Here is a 21,049-nt window from a genome sequence, read left to right as displayed (position 1 = left end):
CGGCGCTCGGCCCCCACACGCCGGAGGCCGGGGAACGCGGGCTGCTCAGCGTCGCCACCGACGACGGCCCGGCCGCGTTGGAACAGGTGCTGCCCCGGCTGCGCCCCGCCGTTCACTCGGCGGCGGCCATCGCGCTGCGCGGGGTGAGGTCGGTCCAGTTGCGGTCGACGTACTCGAGGCAGGTGGCGCGCTCGGCGGGGGCGAGGACCTCGTCCCACCCGTCGGGGATGGCGGCGAACTCGGGCCACAGCGAGTGCTGGCCCTCGTCGTTGACGAGGACGCGGTGCTGGACGGCGGGGTCGTCGAACGGGTTCGTCATGGGGGCTCCTCCGGCGTGGTGGCTGCGGGGCCGGTCGCGTGGCGGTCGGCCACGGTGTCGGCGCTCATAGGTAGTTCGGATGGTGTGAACGTTCGGATTGGTGGAACGGCTGGGGTTCTCGGGCCGGCCGTGGCACGCGGGGCCGGGCGGGTGAGGGCCCGCTCCGGCCGGGGGCGCCGCCGGCCGCCGCGGTGTGTCGGGGAGGTCGCGGAGCGCCGCGGAGAGCACCGACCCGATGTGCTGCCGGGGCTCCGGCTGCATCATCTGGGCGTGGGCGCACGCCACGTCGGTGTTGCGGAGCCGACCGGTGAGGTACGGCTTCCAGAGGTCGAGCGTCAGCTGTTCGGGGAGGCCGACCGTGGCGGTGAAGAACACCGTCTCGCCGGTGTAGACACTCGGCGTGTGCCGCCGCATGAGCTGGGACTGGCCGGCGAAGTTGTCGACCATGTGGTCGATGGTCGCCGGTTCCAGCGCGCCCAGCGGGCTGCCGGACTCGCGGAACGCGTCACGCACCGTTGTGGCGTCCAACGGCCCGTCGCCCTCCAGCACAGCGGACTCGACACCCACGTTGAGCAGCAGCGCGCGGAACACCGTGTCGCGGTCGGCGCTGTCCAGGTCGTCCAGCGGCGGCAGCGGGAAGGCGTCCAGCAGCGCCAGCAGCGCGACCTCCTCACCAGCCTGCTCCAGCCGCGCGGCGACCTCCTGGGCCACGTTGCCGCCGAAGGACCAACCGAGCAGCCGGTAGGGCCCCTCGGGCTGCACGGCGCGGATCTCCCGCACATAGCGGTCGGCCATCGCCGTGATGGACTCGGGGAACGGCTCGGTCCCCGCGAGGTTGGGCATCTGGAGTCCGTGCACCGGCTGGCCGGCCTCCAGGTGCTGGAGCAGCCCGGCGTACACCCAGGCGAGACCGCCGGCGGGATGGACGCAGAACAGCGGCGGCCGGTCGCCGGCGGGGCGCAGCGGGAGGAGCACCGACAGCGAGTCGTCGTCGGTGCCGTCGGCGAGGCGTTCGGCGAGCCGGGCGACGGTCGGCGCCTCGAACAGCGCCCGGATGGAGAGCTCCGCCCCGAGCGACTCGCGGATGCGGCCGATGAGCCGGGCGGCGAGGAGCGAGTGTCCGCCGAGGGCGAAGAAGTCCTCCTCGGCGCCGACCCGCTCCACGCCCAGGGTCTCGGCGAAGAGCGCGCAGAGCACGTCCTCGCGCGGGGTGCGCGGGCCGCGCCCGGCAGGGGTGCCGCCCTGGGCGGGGGCGGGCAGCGCCGCCCGGTCGAGCTTGCCGTTCGCGGTGAGCGGCAGGCGCTCCAGAACGGCCCAGGCGGCCGGCACCATGTGGCCGGGAAGGGTGCGGGCGGCGTACTCGCGCACGGCCGTCAGGGTCGCGGCCTCCCCCTCGTCCGGTTCACCGCCGGGGTCAAAGCCGGTGGCGGGGACGAGGTAGCCCACCAGCCGCCCGCCGGCCGGGGCGCCGGCGCCGGTGTCCAGCACCACCGCGGCCCGGGAGATGCCGGGGGCGTCGGCGAGGACCGCGGCGATCTCGTCGGGCTCGACGCGGAAACCGCGGACCTTGACTTGGCCGTCGGCCCGTCCCACGTAGGCGAGTTCGCCGTCGGGGGTGCGGCGGACCAGGTCGCCGGTGCGGTACATCCGGCTGCCGGCGGGGCCGTAGGGGTCCGCGAGGAAACGCTGGGCGGTCTCGGCGGGGCGCCGCGGGTAGCCCCGCGCCAGGGAGTCGCCGGCGAGGTACAGCTCGCCGGTGACACCGGGCGCGGTGGGGCGCAGCGCCGCGTCGAGGACATAGGCCCGGGTGCCGGCGACGGCACGGCCCAGCACGGGGGTCGCGGTGGCGCCGACGGGGGCGGTCAGGGTGTCGACGGTGGCCTCGGTGGGTCCGTAGAGGTTGACCGCGCGCACCCCGGGGGCGGCGGCCAGGGTGTGCCACAGCCCGGTGGGGACCGCCTCGCCGCCGAGGGCGAGGACGCGGGGCCGGTGGGCGCCCGGACGGTCGGGGCCGTCGTCGAGCAGGCCGGCGTCCAGCAGCTGTTCGAGGTGGGAGGGGGTGGTCTCCAGGACGTCGACGCGGTGGTCGTGCGCCCAGGCGACCAGCGCCTCCGGGTCGCGGCGGACGTCCTCCTCCGCGAGGTGCAGCTCGTGGCCGGCGAGCATCCACAGCACCGGGTCCAGGGAGGCGTCGAAGGAGAACGCCGCGGTGAGCGCGGCGCGCAGCCGGCGGTCGCCCGCCTCCCGGGCGGCGGGACGGTAGAGGGTGCGGCGGTGGTGCTCCAGCAGTCGGGCGAGGGAGCGGTGTTCGACCAGCACGCCCTTGGGGCGGCCGGTGGAGCCCGATGTGTGGATCAGGTAGGCGGGGTCCTGGGGCCGCGGGGTGTCCGGCAGGGGTTCGGCGGTGCGGGCGGCGATGCGGGCCTCGGTTCCGGGCTCGTCCAGGACGAGGCGGGGTGCCGCTGCCGGCAGCAGGTGGTCGGTGTCGGTGGTGACGAGGGTCACCACCGGGCGCGCCTCGTCCAGCACGGTACGGATGCGGCCTTCCGGCAGGGTCGCGTCCAGCGGCGTGTACACCGCCGAAGCGGTCCAGCAGGCCAGCATCGAGACCACGGCGTGGCTGGTGCGCGGCAGCACGGTCGCCACCGGGTCGCCGGGGGCGACGCCGGCGTCACGCAGCTCGCGGGCGAGCCGCGTGACGCGCCGGTCCAGCTCGGGGAAGTCGAGGCGGCCGTCCCCTGCGACGAGGGCGTGCGCTCCGGGCGGGGCGGTGGCCACGGTGGCGCGGAAGCGTTCCACCAGGGAGGTGCCGGCCTCGGGCGCCGGGCCGCCGTCCCCCAGCGCGAGCAGCTGGGAGGTCTCCTCCGCGGAGAGCAGCGGCAGCGCCGACAGGCGGGAGTCCGGCGCCGCGGTGGCGGCGGCGAGCAGCCGCGCGAACCAGGTCGCGATCCGCCGGGCCGTGGCCTCGTCGAAGAGGTCGGTGCGGTACTCCAGGGTGCCGCCGAGCGAGCTGCCGGCCGCCGGGTCGGTGGCAGTCGTCTCCCCCAGGCTGAAGGAGAGGTCGAACTTGGCGCCCCCGGTCTCGACGCGCGCGGGCTCCGCGCGCAGACCGGACAGGGCCAGGTCGGGCGACTCGTTGTTGTCGAGGCTGAGCATCACCTGGAAGAGCGGGTGCCGGTCCAGGGAGCGCGCGGGGCTGACCTCCTCGACCAGCTGCTCGAACGGCAGGTCCTGGTGGGCGTAGGCGGCCAGGTCGGTCTCCTTCACCCGTGCCAGCAGCTCCCGGAAGCTCGGGTCCCCGGAAGTGTTCGCCCGCAGCACCAGGGTGTTGACGAAGAACCCGATCAACGGCGCCAGCGCCTGGTCGCTGCGACCGGCCACCGGCGTGCCCACCGCGATGTCCGAGGCACCCGACAGCCGCGAGAGCAGCACGACCAGCGCGGCGTGCAGCACCATGAACGGGCTCGCACCCGAGGCACGCGCGAGTCGTTCGAGGTCCTCGGCGGCCGTTCCGGTGAGGGGCAGCGGCACGGCGCCGCCGGCGGCGGGGGCGGTGCCGCGGGGCCGGTCGACCGGCAGCGCCGACTCCTCCGGCAACCCCGCCAACGCCTCACGCCAGAACCCCACCTGCTCCGCCGCACGCGAGGACGGATCGTCCACCGACCCCAGCACCTCACGCTGCCACACCGCGTAGTCCCCGTACTGCACCCCCAACGGCTCCCACTCCGGCACCCGACCCGACAACCGCGCCGCATACGCCACCGACAGATCACGCGACAACGGACCCATCGACCACCCGTCCGCCGCAATGTGATGCAACGTCAGCAGCAGCACGTGGCTGTCGGGGGCGGTGGAGAGCAGGGCGGCCCGCAGCGGGGTGCCGCGGGTGAGGTCGAACGGCCGCGCCGACTCCTCACGCAGCGCCCCGGGCAGGTCGGCGGTGTCGACCTGCCGCACGACGAGCTCCGGGCGGGAGTGCGCCGACGCGGGCAGCACCTGCTGCACCGGCTCGGTGCCCGCGTCCCGCGGGTCGCCGGCGGGTGCGGCCAGCACCGTGCGCAGCACCTCGTGCCGGTCGGTGAGGTCGCCGAGGGCGGCGCGGAGCGCCTCCCGGTCGACGGTTCCGGTGAGGCGGACGGCGAGCGGCAGGTGGTAGGCGGGGTCGTCCGGGTCGAGCCGGTGGAGGAACCACAGGCGGCGCTGGGCGGGCGACAGCGGGGCGGGCCCGGTCAGGGTCGCCGGGCGCAGGGCGGGGCGCGCCGCCTCGGCGGTGTCGAGGCGCGGGGCGAGCGCGGCCACGGTCGGCGCCTCGAAGAGCGCGCGGACGGGGAGTTCGACGCCGAAGGCGGAGCGGATACGGGCGATGAGGCGGGTGGCGAGCAGCGAATGGCCGCCGAGGTCGAAGAAGTTCTCGTCCCTGCCGATCCCGGTCCGTCCGAGGATGTCGGCGAAGAGGGCGCACAGCGCCCGCTCCCGAGGGGTGCGCGGCGGCGTCGCCTCCGCCTCGGCGGCACCGGCCGGCCAGGGCAGGGTCGAGGTGTCGGTCTTGCCGTGGGCGCCCAGCGGAAGGGTGTCCACCACGCCGAGGGCGGCGGGCACCATGTACCCGGGCAGCGCGCCACGCAGCGTGTCGCGGAGCTCGGCGGCCGTCGGCGGCTCGGCGCCGTCGCGGGTGGGGAGCGCCCAGGCGACGAGTGCGGCGGCGCCGGAGGCGTCGGGGCGGACGGCGACGGCCGCGCGGGCGACACCGGGGTGGCGCAGCAGTGCGGCCTCCACCTCGCCGGTCTCCACCCGGTGGCCCCGGATCTTGACCTGGCCGTCGACGCGTCCGGTGTACTCCAGCGAGCCGTCGCCGTGGCGGCGGACCAGGTCGCCGGTGCGGTACATCCGGGCGCCGGGGCCGCCGTAGGGGTCCGCCAGGAACCGGTCGGCGGTCAGGCCCGGGCGGCGGTCGTAGCCGCGTGCCACGCCGGCGCCCGCGAGGTACAGCTCACCGGTGACACCGGGGGCGACGGGCCGGAGCCGGCCGTCGAGCACGTAGGCGCGGTTGCCGGGCACCGCGTGGCCGATGCGGGGCGGGGTGGCGGCGGTGACGGGGGCGACGACGCTGTCGACGGTCGTCTCGGTGGGCCCGTAGAGGTTCCAGCCGGTGACGTCCGGCAGCGCGGCGAGATCCCGCCAGAGCTCCGCGTCGACGGCCTCGCCGCCGAGGGCGATCACCGCCGGGCGGTGGGTTCCCTCGGTCAGCAGCCCGGCGGTCCGCAGTTCGGCGAGGAAGGAGGGGGTGGTCTCCAGGACGTCGATGGCGTGCTGGCGCAGGAACGCGGTCAGCGCCTCGGGGTCGCGGCGGGTGTGGTCGTCGGCGAGGTGCAGTTCGTGGCCGGCGATCATCCACAGCACCGGGTCCCAGGAGGCGTCGAAGGTGGCGGCGGCGGTCAGCGCGACGCGCAGCGGCCTGCCGCCGGCCGCGGCCTCGGCCGGCCCGATCAGCTGGTCCCGGTGCCCGGCGAGCAGGTTGACCAGCGAGTGGTGCTCGACGACGACGCCCTTGGGGGTGCCGGTGGATCCGGACGTGTGGAGCACGTACGCGGCGTCGCGCGGGGCCGGCCCCTCCGGCAGCGGGGTGCGGGCGGGGGGGGCTGAGGTCGTGTCGAGGTTGAGCAGCGGCCACTCCCCCGCGGGCAGGGCGAGGGCGAGGGCGGTGGTGGTGAGGACGCGCGCGGGGCGGGCCGTGGTCAGGACGAGCCGGTTGCGTTCGGCGGGGTGCGTCGGGTCGAGCGGCACGTGGACGGCGCCGAGGCGCAGCACCGCCACCAGCGCGATGATCTGGAGTCGGGTGCGGGGCAGCGCCGCGGCGACGCGGTCGCCGGGGCGGATGCCGGCGTGGTGTAGCCGGCGTGCCAGGGCCTCGGCGGCGGCCATCAGGTCGCCGAAGGCGAGGGGTCCGTCGGCGTCCGCCACCGCGATCCGTTCGGGGGTGACCAGCGCCTGGGTGGTGAGGACGTCGACGACGGTGCGGCCGGCGGGCGGGGTGCCGCGGTCCGGATCGGCGCGGTCGAGGGCGGCGGCGCGCTCGGCCTCGTCCAGGAACTCCAGGTCGGCGACGGGCGTGTCGGGCGCGTCGAGTGCCGCGGTGAGCACCCGCTGGAGGTGGGTGGCGGTGCGCAGTGCGGTCGACTCGTCGAACAGCTCGCGGCTGTACTCCAGTTCACCGGTGATGCCGAGCGGTCGGCCGTCGCTGTCCTGCTGCTCGGCGAGGTCGACGGTGAGGTCGAACTTGGCTCCGCTGCGGCCGACGGACTCCTCGCGGTCGACGGCGAGCCCGGGGAGGGAGAGTCGCGGCGGCTCGTTGTTGTCGAGGCTGAGCATCACCTGGAAGAGCGGGTGCCGGTCCAGGGAGCGCGCGGGGCTGACCTCCTCGACCAGCTGCTCGAACGGCAGGTCCTGATGGGCGTAGGCGGCCAGGTCGGTCTCCTTCACCCGTGCCAGCAGCTCCCGGAAACTCGGGTCGCCGGAGGTGTCCGCCCGCAGCACCAGGGTGTTGACGAAGAACCCGATCAACGGCGCCAGCGCCTGGTCGCTGCGACCGGCCACCGGCGTGCCCACCGCGATATCCGAGGCACCCGACAGCCGCGAGAGCAGCACGACCAGCGCGGCGTGCAGCACCATGAACGGGCTCGCACCCGAGGCACGCGCGAGTTCCCGCAGCCGGGTGTGGGTGGCGGCGTCCAGCGCCAGCGGGACACTGCCACCGCCGGCGGCGGGGGCGGTGCCGCGGGGCCGGTCGACCGGCAGCGCCGACTCCTCCGGCAACCCCGCCAACGCCTCACGCCAGAACCCCACCTGCTCCGCCGCACGCGAGGACGGATCGTCCACCGACCCCAGCACCTCACGCTGCCACACCGCGTAGTCCCCGTACTGCACCCCCAACGGCTCCCACTCCGGCACCCGACCCGACAACCGCGCCGCATACGCCACCGACAGATCACGCGACAACGGACCCATCGACCACCCGTCCGCCGCAATGTGATGCAACGTCAGCACGAGGACGCTGCGGTGGTCGGAGAGGGTGTGGAGCGCGGCCCGGATCGGGATCTCCCGGGTGAGGTCGAAGGCGTGTGCGGGGTCCGCCGCGGGCCGCTCGCCCACCGGCGCCTCGTGGAACGGGACGTCGGTCTCGGCGGCGGTCAGCACCCGCTGGTAGGGACCGTCGGCGTCCTCCGGGAAGAGGGTGCGCAGGCTCTCGTGCCGGGCGACGAGGTCGTGGAGGGCCCCGCGGAGCGCCGCGCGGTCCAGGGTGCCGGTCAGCCGCAGGGCGACGGGGATGGTGTACGTGGCGCCGCCCTCGCCCATGCGCTCCAGCAGCCACAGCCGCTGCTGAGCCGGGGAGAGCGGCAGCCGCGCGGGCCGCTCGGCGGCGGTGAGGGCGGGGCGGCCGGAGTCGGGGGCCTCGTCGAGGCGGGCGGCCAGCGCGGCAGGGGTGGGCGACTCGAAGAGGAACCGGATGGGGGGTTCGGTGCCGAGCGCGGCGCGGAGTCCGGCGACGACGCGGGCGGCGAGCAGCGAATGGCCGCCGAGGTCGAAGAAGTCGCTGGTGCGGCCGACGCGTTCGACGCCGAGCACCTCTGCGTACACGGCGCAGACCGCCGCCTCGGTCTCGTTGCGGGGCGGCTCGTCACCGTCGGCGGCGGGGGCCGTCGGCTCGGGGAGGGCGTCGGTGTCGAGCTTGCCGTTGGGGGTCAGCGGCAGCCGCTCGACGGCGGCGTACAGTCCGGGCACCAGGTGGCCGGGCAGGGTTTCGGCGAGGTGGGCGCGCAGCCGCACCGGGTCTCCCGTGGCCGGGTCGGTCACGGCGACGTAGGCGGCGAGCAGCTCGCCGCCGTCCCGGCCGGCGGGGCGGGTGAGGACGGCGGCCTCGGTGATGCCCGGCAGTGCGGTGAGTGCCGCCTCGATCTCGCCGGGGTCGACGCGGTGGCCGCGCACCTTGATCTGACGGTCGGTGCGGCCGAGGAACTCCAGGGAGCCGTCGGCCCGCCAGCGCGCGAGGTCGCCGGTGCGGTACATCCGGCTGCCCGCGGCGCCGTAGGGGTCGGCCAGGAACCGGTCGGCGGTCAGGCCCGCGCGGCCGGCGTAGCCGCGGGCCACGCCGGCGCCCGCGAGGTAGAGCTCTCCCGCCATGCCGGCGGGCAGCGGGTGGAGGCCGGCGTCCAGCACGTAGGCGCGGGCGCCGGCGACGGGACGCCCGATGACGGGGCTGCCGCCGGCGAGCCGGGCGGTGACGGCGTTGACGGTGGTCTCGGTGGGGCCGTAGAAGTTGAAGACGGAGAGCCCGGGCCGGGCCGACAGCTGCTGCCAGAGGGCGTCGTTGACCGCCTCGCCGCCGAGCGCGACGACGGTGGGCCGCCGCTCGTCGTCGAAGAGGCCGTGCGCCAGCAGCTGCTGGAGGTAGGTGGGGGTCGTCTCGATGGCATCGATCCCCCGACCGTGGAGGTGGGCGACGAGCGCCTGGGGGTCGCGTCGCACGTCGTCGGGGACGATGTGCAGCTCATGGCCGGCGACCATCCACAGCACCGGGTCGAGCGAGGCGTCGAAGGAGGTCGCGGCGGTCAGCGCGACCCGCAGCGGCCGGCCGAGGGCGTCCTCGGCGGCGGCGTGCGACTCCAGCCGGTGGTGCTCCAGCAGGTTGGTCAGCGAACGGTGCTCGACCTCGACGCCCTTGGGGCGCCCGGTGGAGCCGGAGGTGTAGATGACGTACGCGGCGTCGGCGCGTGACGGGGAGCGGGGCACGGCGGTGGGCGCGCCGGGGTCGTCGGCCTGGTCGGGCGCGACGAGGGTGCACCGGGAGTCGGGGTCGACCGCGGCGGCGGTGGCGGGGTCGGCGACCAGGGCCACCGGGTCGGCGTCGCCGAGGAGCTGGGCGGTGCGCCGGGCCGGGTAGGACGGGTCGACCGGCACATAGGCGGCGCCGCACCGCATCGCGGCCAGCAGCGCGACGACCAGGTCACGGGAGCGCGCCGCGGCGACGGCGACGCGGGCTCCGGGGCGGGCGCCGCGGGCGGCGAGCCGGCCGGCCAGTTCGTCGACGCGGGTGTCCAGTTCGGCGAAGGTGAGCGTGCCGTCGGGGGCGACGACGGCGGTGGCGTCCGGGGTGCGGGCCGCCTGTGCGGCGAACCGCGCGGTGAGGGTTTCGGGGTCGGCGGCGAGCGGCGGAGCGCCGGCCGGGTCGCGCGGGGCGGGCAGCGGTCCGGTGCCGGTGGCGACCACGCGGCGCCGCTCGTCCTCGCCCAGCAGGCCGACCGCGCCGAGCGGCGTGCCGGGGGCGGCGACGAAGGACTCCAGCAGCCGGGTGATCCGCGCGTGGTGGACGGCGAGGTCCTCGGCGGCGTGCAGGTCGGGGTTGCCGAGCAGGTCCAGGCGGAGTCCGCCGTCGGAGAAGGAGGCGTGGGCGGCCAGCGCCATGTCCTCGACGGGCCCGATGGAGAGGTTGTGGAGCGTGGCGCGCCCGGGTCCGAAGGCGAGGCTGTCGTCGAAGGCCATCACGTTGACGACGGGCCCGGTGAGCCGGTCGCGGCGCCCCAGCAGGCCGCGCTCGCGCCGCAGCTCCTCGGAGGGGAACCGCTGGTGGCGCAGGACGCTCCGCACCGTGCGCGAGGTGCGCCGCAGCAGCTCCTGCACGGTGTCGGCCGGGGAGACCTCCAGCCGCAGCGGCAGCACGTTGGAGACCATGGCCGGGGTGAAGCGCGCGGTGTCGGTGCGGCGCGTGGTGACGGGCAGTCCGAGGACCACCTCGGACTGCCCGCGTGCGCGGTGCAGGTAGGCGGCGGTGGCGGCGATGAAGAGGGTGGGCCACCCGGCGCCGGCCGTGCGGGCCGCGTCGCGGAGCCGCCCGAGCCACTCGGGGTCGAAGTCCCTGCCGGTGCGCAGCGCGGTGCGGGCGGGCGGTGCGGCGGCGTCGCGCAGGCCGACCGGGTCCGGCATGCCGCGCAGGTAGTCGTTCCAGAAGGCCCGGTCGGTGGCGAACTGCTCCGAGCCGCGGTAGTCGGCCTCCTCGCGCAGCAGCGCGTCGAGCGGGGCGTGGAACGGCGGGATCTCCCCGCCCGGGTCGGTGGCGAGCCGCGTGTAGACGTCGGCGATACGGCCGAGGGCCAGCGCGGCACCGTACCCGTCGATCGCGAGGTGGTGGACCTGCTGGTGGAAGTACCAGTGCTCGTCCGCCAGGCGCAGCAGCATCAGTGAGACCAGCGGGCCGGTGCCGGTGTCGGCAGTGGTCTCCAGCGCCTCGGCCATCAGCCGATGCGCCTGCGCGGCGGGGTCCGCCTCACCGCGCAGGTCGACCTCGGCCACGGGTATGTCCCAGTGGTCGGCGACGCGCTGGTAGGGGCCCTCGTCGGTCTCCCCGAACGTCACCCGCAGCGCCTCCGCCTCACCGGTGACCCGCTGCACGGCGCGGCGCAGCAGCGCCGGGTCGAGCGGCCCGCGGATGTCCGCGTACTCGGCGATGTTGTAGGCCGGGCTGGTGGGGTCGATCCTCTGGGCGAACCAGAGACCGAGCTGGCCGGCGGTCAGGGGCAGGCGGGCGGCGGACGGGTCGAACACTCGTGATCACACCTAGCGCTAAGGAGTCGGCGGCAGCTCGGCCGTGCGCCGGTTCGTGCCGGCGCACCCGGGGCGTGGTCGGCTGCGGGCCGACGCGCCTCGGGCGGGGAGTGGTGAACGCGGGTCAGCGCGCTTTGCGGCGCTTTGTCACGGTGCGTTCCCCCACGGGCCAGATCGTACTTTGACTGTGCGTTCGGCACCGATGGCACAGAGAGATTGGTGGTGTGACTGGCATCACAACAGGTGACGTCATCCCCATAACTCACCGCAATCCGGTGATCACACCAGTCCGTTCGCGGGGGCGTGACGAACACATACGGACGACAGTCGTTCACACGAGCGGAGAATCCACGATGAGGAACACCCACGGTCGGCGTCTGGCAACGGCGATGGGCGCGGCGGCGGCGCTGGTGGCGCTGACCGCCACGGGAGCACAGGCGGCCGCCCCGGCGGCGGCGCCCGAGAAGGTCACGCACACCGGCACGGTCGCCCCCGCGACCTCCTCCGGCAGCGGCACGGCAGCCGGTTCGCTGGTGCAGGGCTGGCAGTTCTGCCTGCTGGCCTCCTGCGAGACGCACGCGGGCGGCGGGGGCGCACAGGGCGTCCAGGGGATGAACTTCTGCCTGCTGGCGTTCTGCTCGGTCCGCGGCTGAGCCCGTCGGGCTTCGGGCTCAGCCGCGCCCGCTCCACGGCGCTCGCGCTGTGACCAGTGGCGCGTAGGTGGCCCCGCACGCCTGTCCCACGCGCCCGTCCCGGACGCGCAGCGCTCCGGCGCCGCGCGTCGCCGGGCAGGACTGTCGGTGCCCTCTGCCACCATGCGGTCATGGCCTCCGGCGACCAGATCCCGCGCCCGCGCGACGCCGCTCCCGAACCGGGGGCGGCGTCGGCGCCGCGGCACGGCGACGCACAGCGGACGACCGCCAGGCACGGCCGGACCTCGGCGTCCCCGGGAGCACGGGCGCTGGCGGGTACCCCGCCTGACCGGCACGGCCGCCCCACCCGCCGTCACCCGTGAACCGCACCGGCGCCGCGGCACGGCGACCGCGCGGCTCCCGAGCACCGAGGAGGACCGGCCGTGGCCGGACTGCTGTACTCCGTCTCCATGTCCCTGGACGGCTTCATCGCCGGCCCCGGCGGCGACCTGTCCTGGCTGACGCCGCTGCTGCCACCGCCGGGCGGCGAACCGAACCCGCTCACCGAGGAGATCGGGGCGCTGCTGATCGGGCGGCGCACCTTCGGTGGTGACGACGCCTACCGGGACACGGAGGGCGAGGGCGAGGCGTTCGGGGGCGGGTGGAGCGGGCCGCAGATCGTGCTGACCCGTCGCCCGCCACCGGCCCCGGTCCCCGGGGTGACGTTCGCCGGGGACCTCGACACCGCGGTGCGGACGGCCCGGGAGGCGGCCGGCGGCCGACTCGTCAACGTCCTGGGCGCCGACGTGGCACGGCAGTGCCTGGCGGCCGGGGTGCTGGACGAGGTCCTCACCTGCGTGATGCCGGTGCTGCTGGGTGACGGGGTCCGGCTGTTCGACGCGCCGGGCTCCGACCCGGTCGCGCTGGAACCGGTCGCGGTGCACCGGGGCCGGTACTCGACCGATCTGCGCTACCGGGTGCGCCGGGGCTGACACGGCTGTGGCCCGGGCCGCCGCGACATGCGGCAGTCCGGGCCACGCCCGCGTCACCCGTTCGGGCGCGGGAGGCGGCGCGAGGTCAGTTCTCGACCTCGTCCTGGAAGTCCCGCTCGCACTGGTCGCGCTCCTCCTGGGTGTCGGCGGCGTCGACGCACTCGCGGAGGTTGGCGAACTCGTCGGAGTTCCAGAAGGCGACCCCGATGACCAGCATCAGCACACCGCCGGCCAGGCCGAGACCGCCGAGAACCGCCCCGATCAGCGACATGGTGCCGCTGCCGCCCGCGCCCCGACGGGCCCGCTTGGCGCCCATCAGGCCCGTGATCAGCGCGACCAACCCGAGCAGGAGACCCCCGAGCACCGTCCAGAAGAGCAGCACCGCCAGGATGCCGGTCACCAGCGCGGCGACGGCGAGACCGTTCCCGCCGCCCCCGCCGGCCGGGTGCTTCTCCTCCGGGGGCGGGGTCCAGTCCGCCGCGGGCGGGGTGAAACCGGGCACCGGCTCCTGGCGGTCGCGGTCTCCGTCGTGCGGGGTCGTCATCAGGTCTGCCTTCCGGTCGGCCGGTCGAGTGAGCGGTCGCGTGCCCGGCGCCCCGCACCGCAAACGGATGGGGCACACCCGGGAACACTTCCGGTCATCCCTGTCCGGTTCGCCACGCCCGCGGACCGGCGCTCAGGGGCGGAGCACGGCGGGGTCGTACTCCTCGTCGTCGTAGTGCAGCGCGCCGTCGGGGTCCATTCGCGGGTGCATCCGCATCGGGCCGTGGGGGTCGATGTCCGAGGGGCGGGGGCCCTCCGGGCCGTCCGCCCCGATGCGTACGAGCCGGCCGATGCGCGCGATGGCGTACTCCTTCTCCCCCGCGCTCACCCGGTTGGCGTCGCCGCGGCGTCGCCACTCCTCGGCGATGCGGACGTACTCCTCCTTCTCCTCGGCGCCGAGGTCGAGGAGCATCGGGAACGTCAACTTCAGCGCGGCGTACAGGAAGGTCCGCGCGCCGTGGGCGGTGGCGAAGGGGCCGGCGGTCATGGTCCAGCCGCCCGGGCAGCGCTCCACGACCCGGAACGAGGGCGGCAGCAGCACCACGCCCGGATGGGTCTCCAGCGCGCGCTCGGACTCCCGGCGCACCTGCGGCGGGTAGCTGTCCGCCCGGTAGGCGAGGTCGCGCAGCGCGAGCCGCTCCGCGCCGGCCATCAGCCCGGAGGCGGCGGTGTGGTCGATGACATGGCCCTCGTCGGGCTCCGGCTCCCGACCGCGGGTGTCCCAGACGGGGCGGGCGGGCTGCGGGTCGGTGGGGCGGGCGGTCTCCGGTCCGTCGTCGTCGAGATAGAGGAACTCGTCGGCACGCACCACCCGGTACCGCCGGCCGTCGACGACGAGTTCGTCGACGGCCTCCTTCTCCAGCACCGCGACCCCGGCGATCAGCCGGCGGCGCTGCTCGGGGTCGTCGATGTCGTCCTTGGCGCGGAAGAACAGCGCGGACTGCAACCGGTCCCTGGCCTGCTGCCCGGAGCCGTCGGTGATCGGGCAGACCACCTCCCACCGGTCGGGGTGGTCGGCGCACTGGGCGGCGACACCGAAGAGCGGGCCGCGGACGGTGTAGTGCCGGTACCGCCGGGCGGCGACGGCGGCGTCCGCCTCCATGGCCGCGGCCACCGGATGGTCGGGCTCCGCCACGCGCATGACGAGGGGCGGGGCGCACGTCTCTTCGTCACTGGTCATGGGCGCATTGTGCGCACAGCCGCTGGCGCTGCGTCAGCGGAACGGCGTCATTCCGACCGAAGCGGGGGGCCGCTGTCCGATGTCGCTCGAACATCGGACCGGTTGTCGGTCCGGTTGTCGGTCCCGTTCTCGATCCCGTTCTCGATCCGGGGAGCGGGTCCGGCGCGGCGGGCTCCGGCCGCGACGGGCGGCACGCCGGGCGCCGCGCCCCCGGCCGCCTCGCGCCGCATGTCGCGCGCGGCGAGCAGGATGCCGACGACGGCGAGCCCCCACAGCGGGTACTGGGCGAGCCACGCCAGGCGCAGCGCGGCGGGGTTGTCCAGCCCACCGAGGAGTGTCATCGCGACCCCCATCACGGCGAGCGCGGCCGGCGTGGCGCTGTAGCCGCCGAGGTTGGCCACCCCCTGGGCGACGCCCCACCGGTGCGGCGGCAGGCTGGCGCGGGCCACGTCGAAGGCGACGACGGAGGCGGGGCCCCCGATGCCGAGCACGACGACGAGCAGGACGAGCAGCCACGTCGGCGCCGCGCCCGGCCAGGCGAGGACCACGGTCCAGGTGGCGGCGGTGACGGCGATGACGACGAGGAAGATCCGGTCCCGCCGGGCGGGGTAGCGGGCGGCCAGCATGCCGACGAGCGGGCCCAGGCAGAGCGCGGTGACGACGATGAGGGTGATGAGCAGGGCGCCGGTGGTCGCCGAGCGTTCGTGGACGCCCACCAGGTAGGGCACGCCCCACAGCAGTGAGAAGACCATCATGGAGAACTGCGTCCCCATGTGCCCGAAGAACGCGAGGCGGATGCCGGGCACCCGCCACAGCGCGACCTCACGGGCGGGGCGGGGCCCGCCGCGCGCGAACCGCCCGCGGCGCCCGCGAGGCGCCGCCGCCTCGCCGGGCCGCGGGGTCTGCTCGGCGGCGCGGACCGCGGCGTAGGGGCCGCGGCGGACCACCGCGCAGGCGAAGACACCGGTCACCAGGCTCGCCACGGCGGCGACGGCGAAGGCGCGGCTCCAGCCGATGCCGTGGAGGAGGGCGAGGAAGGGGACGGCGGAGAGCGCCTGCCCGGTCTGGCCGAGGAAGGTGGTGACCTGGGTCAGCACCGGCACCCGGGCGGCGGGGAACCACTGGGGTATCAGTCCGAGCACGGAGACGAAGACGAGGGCGTCGCCCATGCCGACCAGGACGCGGGCGACCGCGGCGAGCGCGAAGGAGTCGGAGAGGGCGAGCGTGCCCTGCCCCAGGAAGAGCAGCAGCCCGCTGGCGGTGAGCGCGGCGCGCGCCCCCCAGCGGTCCACCGCGATCCCCGCAGGCACCTGTCCGGCGGCGTAGACCACCACCTGGAGCAGGACGAAGGCCGAGAGGGCGCCGGCGCCGACGCCGAGCTGATCGGCGGCCTCCAGACCTGCGACCCCGAGGGAGGTCCGGTGGAAGACCGCCATGACGTAGGCCAGGAGCGCGGCGAGCCAGACCGCGTAGCCGGCCCTCACCGGGTGGACCGGGGCGCGGGGTCCGGGAGGCGGCGGCCGGCGTGGGGGGCGGGGCCGGTGCGGGGCGGGACGACGGCGGGCGTTTCCGTTCTCCTGGACATGCCATCCACTCTTCCAGGTCACCGGCGGCCGGTAGGCCGCCCGCGGCGTGAGGAGGGCCACTTCCGACGGGTCGGCGACCGGAACCCGACCCCGCGGGGGCGGGGCCACGGGCGGACGGACGGCGGATCAGTCGGTGAGCCAGAGGGCGGTGAGGGTGTCGGCGGTGAGAGCCGTCCGGGGCGGGCCCGCGGCGTGGAGGCGCCCGTCGCGCAGCAGCAGGACGTGGTCGGCGCGGCGGGCAGCGGCGAGGTCGTGGGTCGCCTGCACGACGGTGACCCCGTCGGCGGCGAGGTCGCACAGCAGCGCGTCGATCCCCGCACGGGCGTCCGCGTCGAGCCCGGTGCCGGGTTCGTCGAGCAGCAGCAGGTCGGAGCCCTGCGCCAGCGCCTGGGCGATCAGCGCGCGGCGGTGCTGCCCGCCGGAGAGCTCGGCGAGCTGGCGCTCCGCCAGATCGGCGATGCCCAACCGCGCCATCGCGGACTCGACGGCGGCGTGGTCCGCGCGGGTCAGCCGCCGCCAGGGTCCGCGCTCCGCCCAGCGGCCCATGGCGACGGTGCGGCGGACGGTCAGGGGCAGCGCTGTCGCGGCGGTGCCGCGCTGCGGCACGAACGCCGGTCGGCTGTCCGGCGGTTGGCGGACCGTGCCGCCGGTGGGGCGCAGCACGCCGGCCAGCGCGGAGAGCAGGGTGGACTTCCCCGATCCGTTGGGGCCGACGAGCGCGGTCACGGCACCGGCGGGGACGGTGGCGGTGACGCCGTGCAGCACGGGGCGGCGGGCATATCCGGCGCACAGCCCGTCGATCTCGACGCGGGCGGTGGGTGGCGCCGGTGCGGCGGTGGCGGACGCCGGTGTGACAACCATGCGGGACCCCTCTTGTAATCGACAATGGTTTTCATTGTATTGTGCCGTCCATGGAGTGGTTGACCGCCCCCTTCGAGGTGGCCTTCGTACAACGCGCCCTGCTCGGCGGCGTGCTGGTCTCGCTGATCTGCGCGCTGGCCGGCACCTGGGTGGTGCTGCGCGGCATGGCGTTCCTCGGTGACGCGATGGCCCACGGCCTGCTGCCCGGGGTCGCGATCGCCGCTCTGCTGGGCGGGAGCCCGCTGGTCGGCGCCGCCGCGAGTGCCGCGGTGATGGCGGCCGGCGTCACCGGGCTCGCCCGGGTCCGGCGGCTCTCCCGGGACACCGGGATCGGCCTGCTCTTCGTCGGCATGCTCGCGCTGGGCGTGATCATCGTCTCGCGGTCCCAGTCCTTCGCCGTGGATCTGACCGGGTTCCTCTTCGGCGACGTCCTCGCCGTGCGCGAGCGGGACCTGGTGCACCTGGCGGTGGCGCTGGCCGTCGCGGCGGCCGCGGCCGCCGCCGGCCACCGCGCGTTCCTCGCCCTCGCGTTCGACGAGCGGACCGCCCACACCCTGGGTCTGCGGCCCCGGCTCGCCCACGCCGCCCTGCTGGGACTGCTGACGCTGGCGATCGTCGCCTCGTTCCACATCGTCGGCACCCTGCTGGTGCTGGGGCTGCTGATCGCGCCGCCCGCGGCGGCGCTGCCCTGGGCGCGCGGGGTCGGCGCGGTGATGGCCGGGGCAGCAGCGCTCGGTGTCAGCGCCACCGTCCTCGGCCTGCTCCTCTCCTGGCACCTCGGCACCGCCGCCGGCGCCACCGTGGCGGCGGTCGCCGTCACCCAGTTCTTCGTCTCCGTCGCCGTCTCCGCCATCCGCGACCGCCTGGTCCGCGCGGCGCCCGCGACCGGGACCGACGCCCCCGCCCCCCGACCCGCCGCTGTGAGGCAACCCGCATGACACGCACCATCCGCTCCCCCCTCCACCGGGGTGCCGCGGCCGCCGCCGCACTGACCGCGCTGCTCGCCGCCGGCTGCGCCGGCGGGGACACCACGACCGAACCCGACGAGGAGACCACCGCCTCCACCGCCGAGGACGTACCGCACGGCTACGTCGAGGGCGCGGAGGAGACCGCCGAGCAGCAGACGCGGCTGCTGCTGGCCGACCCCGCCACGGGCGAGGCAGGCGTACTGGACCTGATATCCGAGGAGTTCCACCCGCTCACGAGCACGGACGGCGTCACCGCACTCACCGGCGACGGCCGCTTCGCCCACCTCCACAGTGCCGAAGGCACCACCCTGGTGGACACCGGGGCCTGGACCACGGACCACGGCGACCACGTGCACCACTACCGGGCCGCGGTCCGCGAGTTCGGCGAGCTGCCGGCCGAGGGGCCGGTCGAGGTCCGCGCCGACGCCGGAGTCCTCGTCGCCACGGCGGACGACGGCACCGCCTCGGTACTGCCGCGCCGCCCGCTGGAGGAGCACGACGCCTCGGAGCTGCCGGAGGCCGAGCCGCTGGACGGTCGGTTCGCCGCACCGGTGGTGCCGTTCCGCGAGCACCTGGTGGCGTTGGACGCCGCAGGCGCCGAGCCCACCGTGACGTTCCTGACGCGGGACGGCGGTGAGCACGAGCGGTGGGATACCACCTGCGCGGAGCCGCTGGGCGACGCGGTCACCCGCCGCGGCGTGGTGCTCGGGTGCGTCGACAAGGCGCTGTTGGTCACCGAGGCCGACGGGGAGTTCGCCGTCGAGGAGATCCCGTACCCGGAGGGGACCGACCCGGCCGACCGTGCCGAATCGTTCCACCACCGTTCGGGGTCGAACGCGCTGGCGGCGCTCGCCGGCCGGGAGGCCGTCTGGTTCCTGGACGTCACCGAACGCGAGTGGCGGCGGATCGCGACCGGCCCGGTGGTCGCCACCACCACAGCCGGAGAGGAGGGCCCGCTGCTGGCGCTCTCCGACGACGGCACCCTCACCTCCTACGACGTCACGGACGGCTCGCCACTGGCCTCCACCGCCGACCCGCTGACCGGACCGCAGCCGGCGGACGGGGACCTGCCCGCGCCCCTCATCGAGATCACCGCCTCCCGGGCGTACGTCAACGACGCCGCCTCCGGGACGGTGTTCGAGATCGACCACGCCGACGACCTGCGGGTGGCCCGCTCGTTCGACGCCGGCCCGGTGCCGGCCCTGATGGTGGAGACGGGACGATGACCCGCCGGACCCCGCGGCCCGCGCGCCGCCGCCTGCTGCCCGCGACCCTGCTCGCGACCCTGCTGTCCGTGACCGCCGTCGGCTGCGGCGCGGCCGGGGAGGACCGGCCCCACGTGGTGGTCACCACCAACATCCTCGGTGACGTCACCCGCGAGGTGATCGGCGACGAGGCGGAGGTGACGGTGTTGATGCGCGCCGGCGCCGACCCGCACTCCTTCGGGCTCTCCGCCGTGGAGGCGGCGATGCTGGAGGAGGCCGACCTGGTCGTGCACAACGGCATGGGGCTGGAGGAGAACGTCGTCCGCCACGTGGAGGCCGCCGCAGGATCGGGGGTCCCCGTCGTCGCCGTCGGTGAGGCCGCCGATCCGCTGCCCTACCGCGGGGAGGACGGCGCGGGCGCCCCCGATCCGCACTTCTGGACCGACCCCGACCGCATGCGGACCGCGACCGCCGTCATCGCCGAGCAGGTGCTGGAGCACGTGCCGGACGTCGACGACGCCGCGATCCGCGCCAACGCCGAGCGCTACGACGCCGAACTGGCGACGCTCACCGAGGAGATGACCGAGGCGTTCGCCGCCCTCCCCGCGGAGGACCGCAAGCTGGTGACCAACCACCACGTCTTCGGCTACCTCGCCGAGCGGTTCGACTTCGAGGTGATCGGCGCCATCGTGCCGGGCGGGACCACGCTCGCCTCCCCCAGCTCCTCCGATCTCGCCTCGCTCACCGACGCCATGCGGGAGGCCGGAGTTCGGGCGGTCTTCGCCGACTCCTCGCAACCCGACCGGCTCGCGCAGGTGCTGCGGGAGGAGATGGGCGGCGCGGTCGAGGTCGTCCCGCTGTTCACGGAGTCCCTGACCGAACCCGGCGAGGGCGCCGGCACCTACCTGGAGCTGATGCGCGCCAACACGGCCGCGATCGCCGAAGGGCTCACCGGCACCGGCTGACCCACGGGCCGGCCCGCGCGCCCGCCGACCACTCGGCCCGCCCCGCCTCACTCCCACTCCCACAGGACCGCCCCGGTCCCCCGCGCGTCCCCGACGCCGCCGAAGGCGGCGGCCGGCGCCCTCCCCTGCGCCGACGCGCCCCACCCACGTGCCGCGGAACCCCCGCGGCTGTCCGAGAGGAAACACCCCACCGTGAACACCACCCCGCGGATCACCACGGCGCGCCGCCGCGCCGTCCCGGCCGTCGCCCTGACCGCACTGACCGCCCTGGTGCTGTCGGCCTGCGGCAGCGGCGAGGACGACACCACCTCGGCGGGCGACGATGCCGCCACCGAGGAGTCCGCCGCACCGGTCTCCGACCCGGTCAACGAGCCGCTGGTCGCGACCTTCGACGGCGGCCTGTTCGTCCTCGACGGCGAGACCCTCGATCTGGCGGCCGAGATCGAGCTGGACGGCTTCAACCGCCTCAACCCGGCCGGCGACGACCGGCACGTCATGGTCTCCACCTCGGCGGGCTTCCGGGTGCTGGACGCCACCACCGGTGAGTTCAGCGGGACCGAGTTCCCCGGCGACACCCCCGGCCACGTCGTGCGGCACGCCGATCGCACGGTGCTGTTCTTCGACGGCACCGGCGAGGTCATCGTCTTCGACCCGACCGAGCTGGTCGACGGCGACCCCGAGCCGAGCCGCACCTGGACCGCCGAGCACGCGCACCACGGCGTCGCGGTGGAGCTCTCCAACGGCGAACTGCTCACCACCCTCGGCGACCCCGAGTCCCGCGTCGGCGCCATGGTGCTGGACGCGGACGGCGAGGAGATCGCCCGCAACGAGGAGTGCCCCGGCGTCCACGGCGAGGCGGCCGCGCAGGACGAGACGCTCGTGGTCGGCTGCCAGGACGGTCTGCTGATCTACCAGGACGGCGCGTTCACCAAGATAGACAGCCCGGACGACTACGGCCGCATCGGCAACCAGGCCGGCAGCGACATCTCTTCGGTGGTGCTGGGCGACTACAAGAGCGACCCCGACGCCGAGCTGGAGCGCCCGGAGCGCGTCGCGCTGGTGGACACCGCCACCGGCGAGCTGAACCTGGTCGACCTCGGCACCAGCTACACCTTCCGCTCGCTGGGCCGCGGCCCGGCCGGTGAGGCTCTGGTGCTGGGCACCGACGGGGCGCTGCACGTCATCGACCCGGAGGCCGGCGA

At 75.6% G+C, this 21,049-nt stretch carries 11 protein-coding genes; 6 read left to right on the top strand and 5 right to left on the bottom strand.

The window, feature by feature from the left end; translation table 11 throughout:
• Nucleotides 1-112: 112 nt before the first annotated feature.
• On the bottom strand, nucleotides 113-10,915 hold the full coding sequence (locus tag HCN52_RS08945; RefSeq protein ID WP_209314332.1) for a non-ribosomal peptide synthetase: 10,803 nt from the start codon (nucleotides 10,913-10,915) through the stop codon (nucleotides 113-115).
• Nucleotides 10,916-11,268: 353 nt separating this feature from the next.
• On the opposite strand from HCN52_RS08945, the gene HCN52_RS08940 reads away from it, so the two are divergent.
• On the top strand, nucleotides 11,269-11,568 hold the full coding sequence (locus HCN52_RS08940; RefSeq protein WP_168087847.1) for a hypothetical protein: 300 nt from the start codon (nucleotides 11,269-11,271) through the stop codon (nucleotides 11,566-11,568).
• Nucleotides 11,569-11,990: 422 nt separating this feature from the next.
• Nucleotides 11,991-12,539: a dihydrofolate reductase family protein gene (locus tag HCN52_RS08935; RefSeq protein WP_168087846.1), complete on the top strand. Its 549-nt coding sequence runs from the start codon at nucleotides 11,991-11,993 to the stop codon at nucleotides 12,537-12,539.
• Between the two features lie 85 nt (nucleotides 12,540-12,624).
• Here the strand turns inward: HCN52_RS08935 and HCN52_RS08930 are convergent, their stop codons facing one another.
• The 4 genes from HCN52_RS08930 to aztA form a co-directional block, all read right to left on the bottom strand.
• Nucleotides 12,625-13,083 (bottom strand): DUF4190 domain-containing protein, encoded by a 459-nt coding sequence (locus tag HCN52_RS08930; protein ID WP_209314331.1) that lies wholly within the window; start codon nucleotides 13,081-13,083, stop codon nucleotides 12,625-12,627.
• A 132-nt stretch (nucleotides 13,084-13,215) separates the two neighbouring features.
• Nucleotides 13,216-14,262: a DUF5954 family protein gene (locus HCN52_RS08925; protein ID WP_168087845.1), complete on the bottom strand. Its 1,047-nt coding sequence runs from the start codon at nucleotides 14,260-14,262 to the stop codon at nucleotides 13,216-13,218.
• A gap of 47 nt (nucleotides 14,263-14,309) precedes the next feature.
• Complete coding sequence (locus HCN52_RS08920) at nucleotides 14,310-15,746, bottom strand: MFS transporter (RefSeq protein WP_168087844.1); 1,437 nt, start codon at nucleotides 15,744-15,746, stop codon at nucleotides 14,310-14,312.
• A 228-nt stretch (nucleotides 15,747-15,974) separates the two neighbouring features.
• Nucleotides 15,975-16,709, bottom strand: coding sequence for a zinc ABC transporter ATP-binding protein AztA (gene aztA, locus HCN52_RS08915; protein ID WP_168087843.1), 735 nt, complete (start codon nucleotides 16,707-16,709; stop codon nucleotides 15,975-15,977).
• A gap of 50 nt (nucleotides 16,710-16,759) precedes the next feature.
• On the opposite strand from aztA, the gene aztB reads away from it, so the two are divergent.
• The 4 genes from aztB to HCN52_RS08895 form a co-directional block, all read left to right on the top strand.
• Entirely contained in the window at nucleotides 16,760-17,647 is an 888-nt protein-coding gene (gene aztB, locus HCN52_RS08910) for a zinc ABC transporter permease AztB (RefSeq protein WP_168087842.1), read from the top strand.
• A complete protein-coding gene (locus HCN52_RS08905) occupies nucleotides 17,644-18,903 on the top strand; it encodes a hypothetical protein (RefSeq protein ID WP_168087841.1) in 1,260 nt (419 codons plus the stop codon). The genes aztB and HCN52_RS08905 overlap by 4 nt, the downstream gene beginning before the upstream one ends.
• Complete coding sequence (gene aztC, locus HCN52_RS08900; RefSeq protein WP_168087840.1) at nucleotides 18,900-19,847, top strand: zinc ABC transporter substrate-binding protein AztC; 948 nt, start codon at nucleotides 18,900-18,902, stop codon at nucleotides 19,845-19,847. Before HCN52_RS08905 ends, aztC begins: the two co-directional genes overlap by 4 nt.
• A gap of 192 nt (nucleotides 19,848-20,039) precedes the next feature.
• Nucleotides 20,040-21,049: hypothetical protein (locus tag HCN52_RS08895; protein WP_209314330.1), on the top strand; the 1,010-nt coding region annotated here is incomplete at its 3' end.

The sequence above is a fragment of the Streptomyces bohaiensis genome (assembly GCF_012033785.1).
Lineage (GTDB): Bacteria > Actinomycetota > Actinomycetes > Streptomycetales > Streptomycetaceae > Streptomyces > Streptomyces bohaiensis.
The sequence above is the reverse complement of the archived record's forward strand: the minus strand, read 5'-3'. Positions and strand labels throughout refer to the sequence as shown.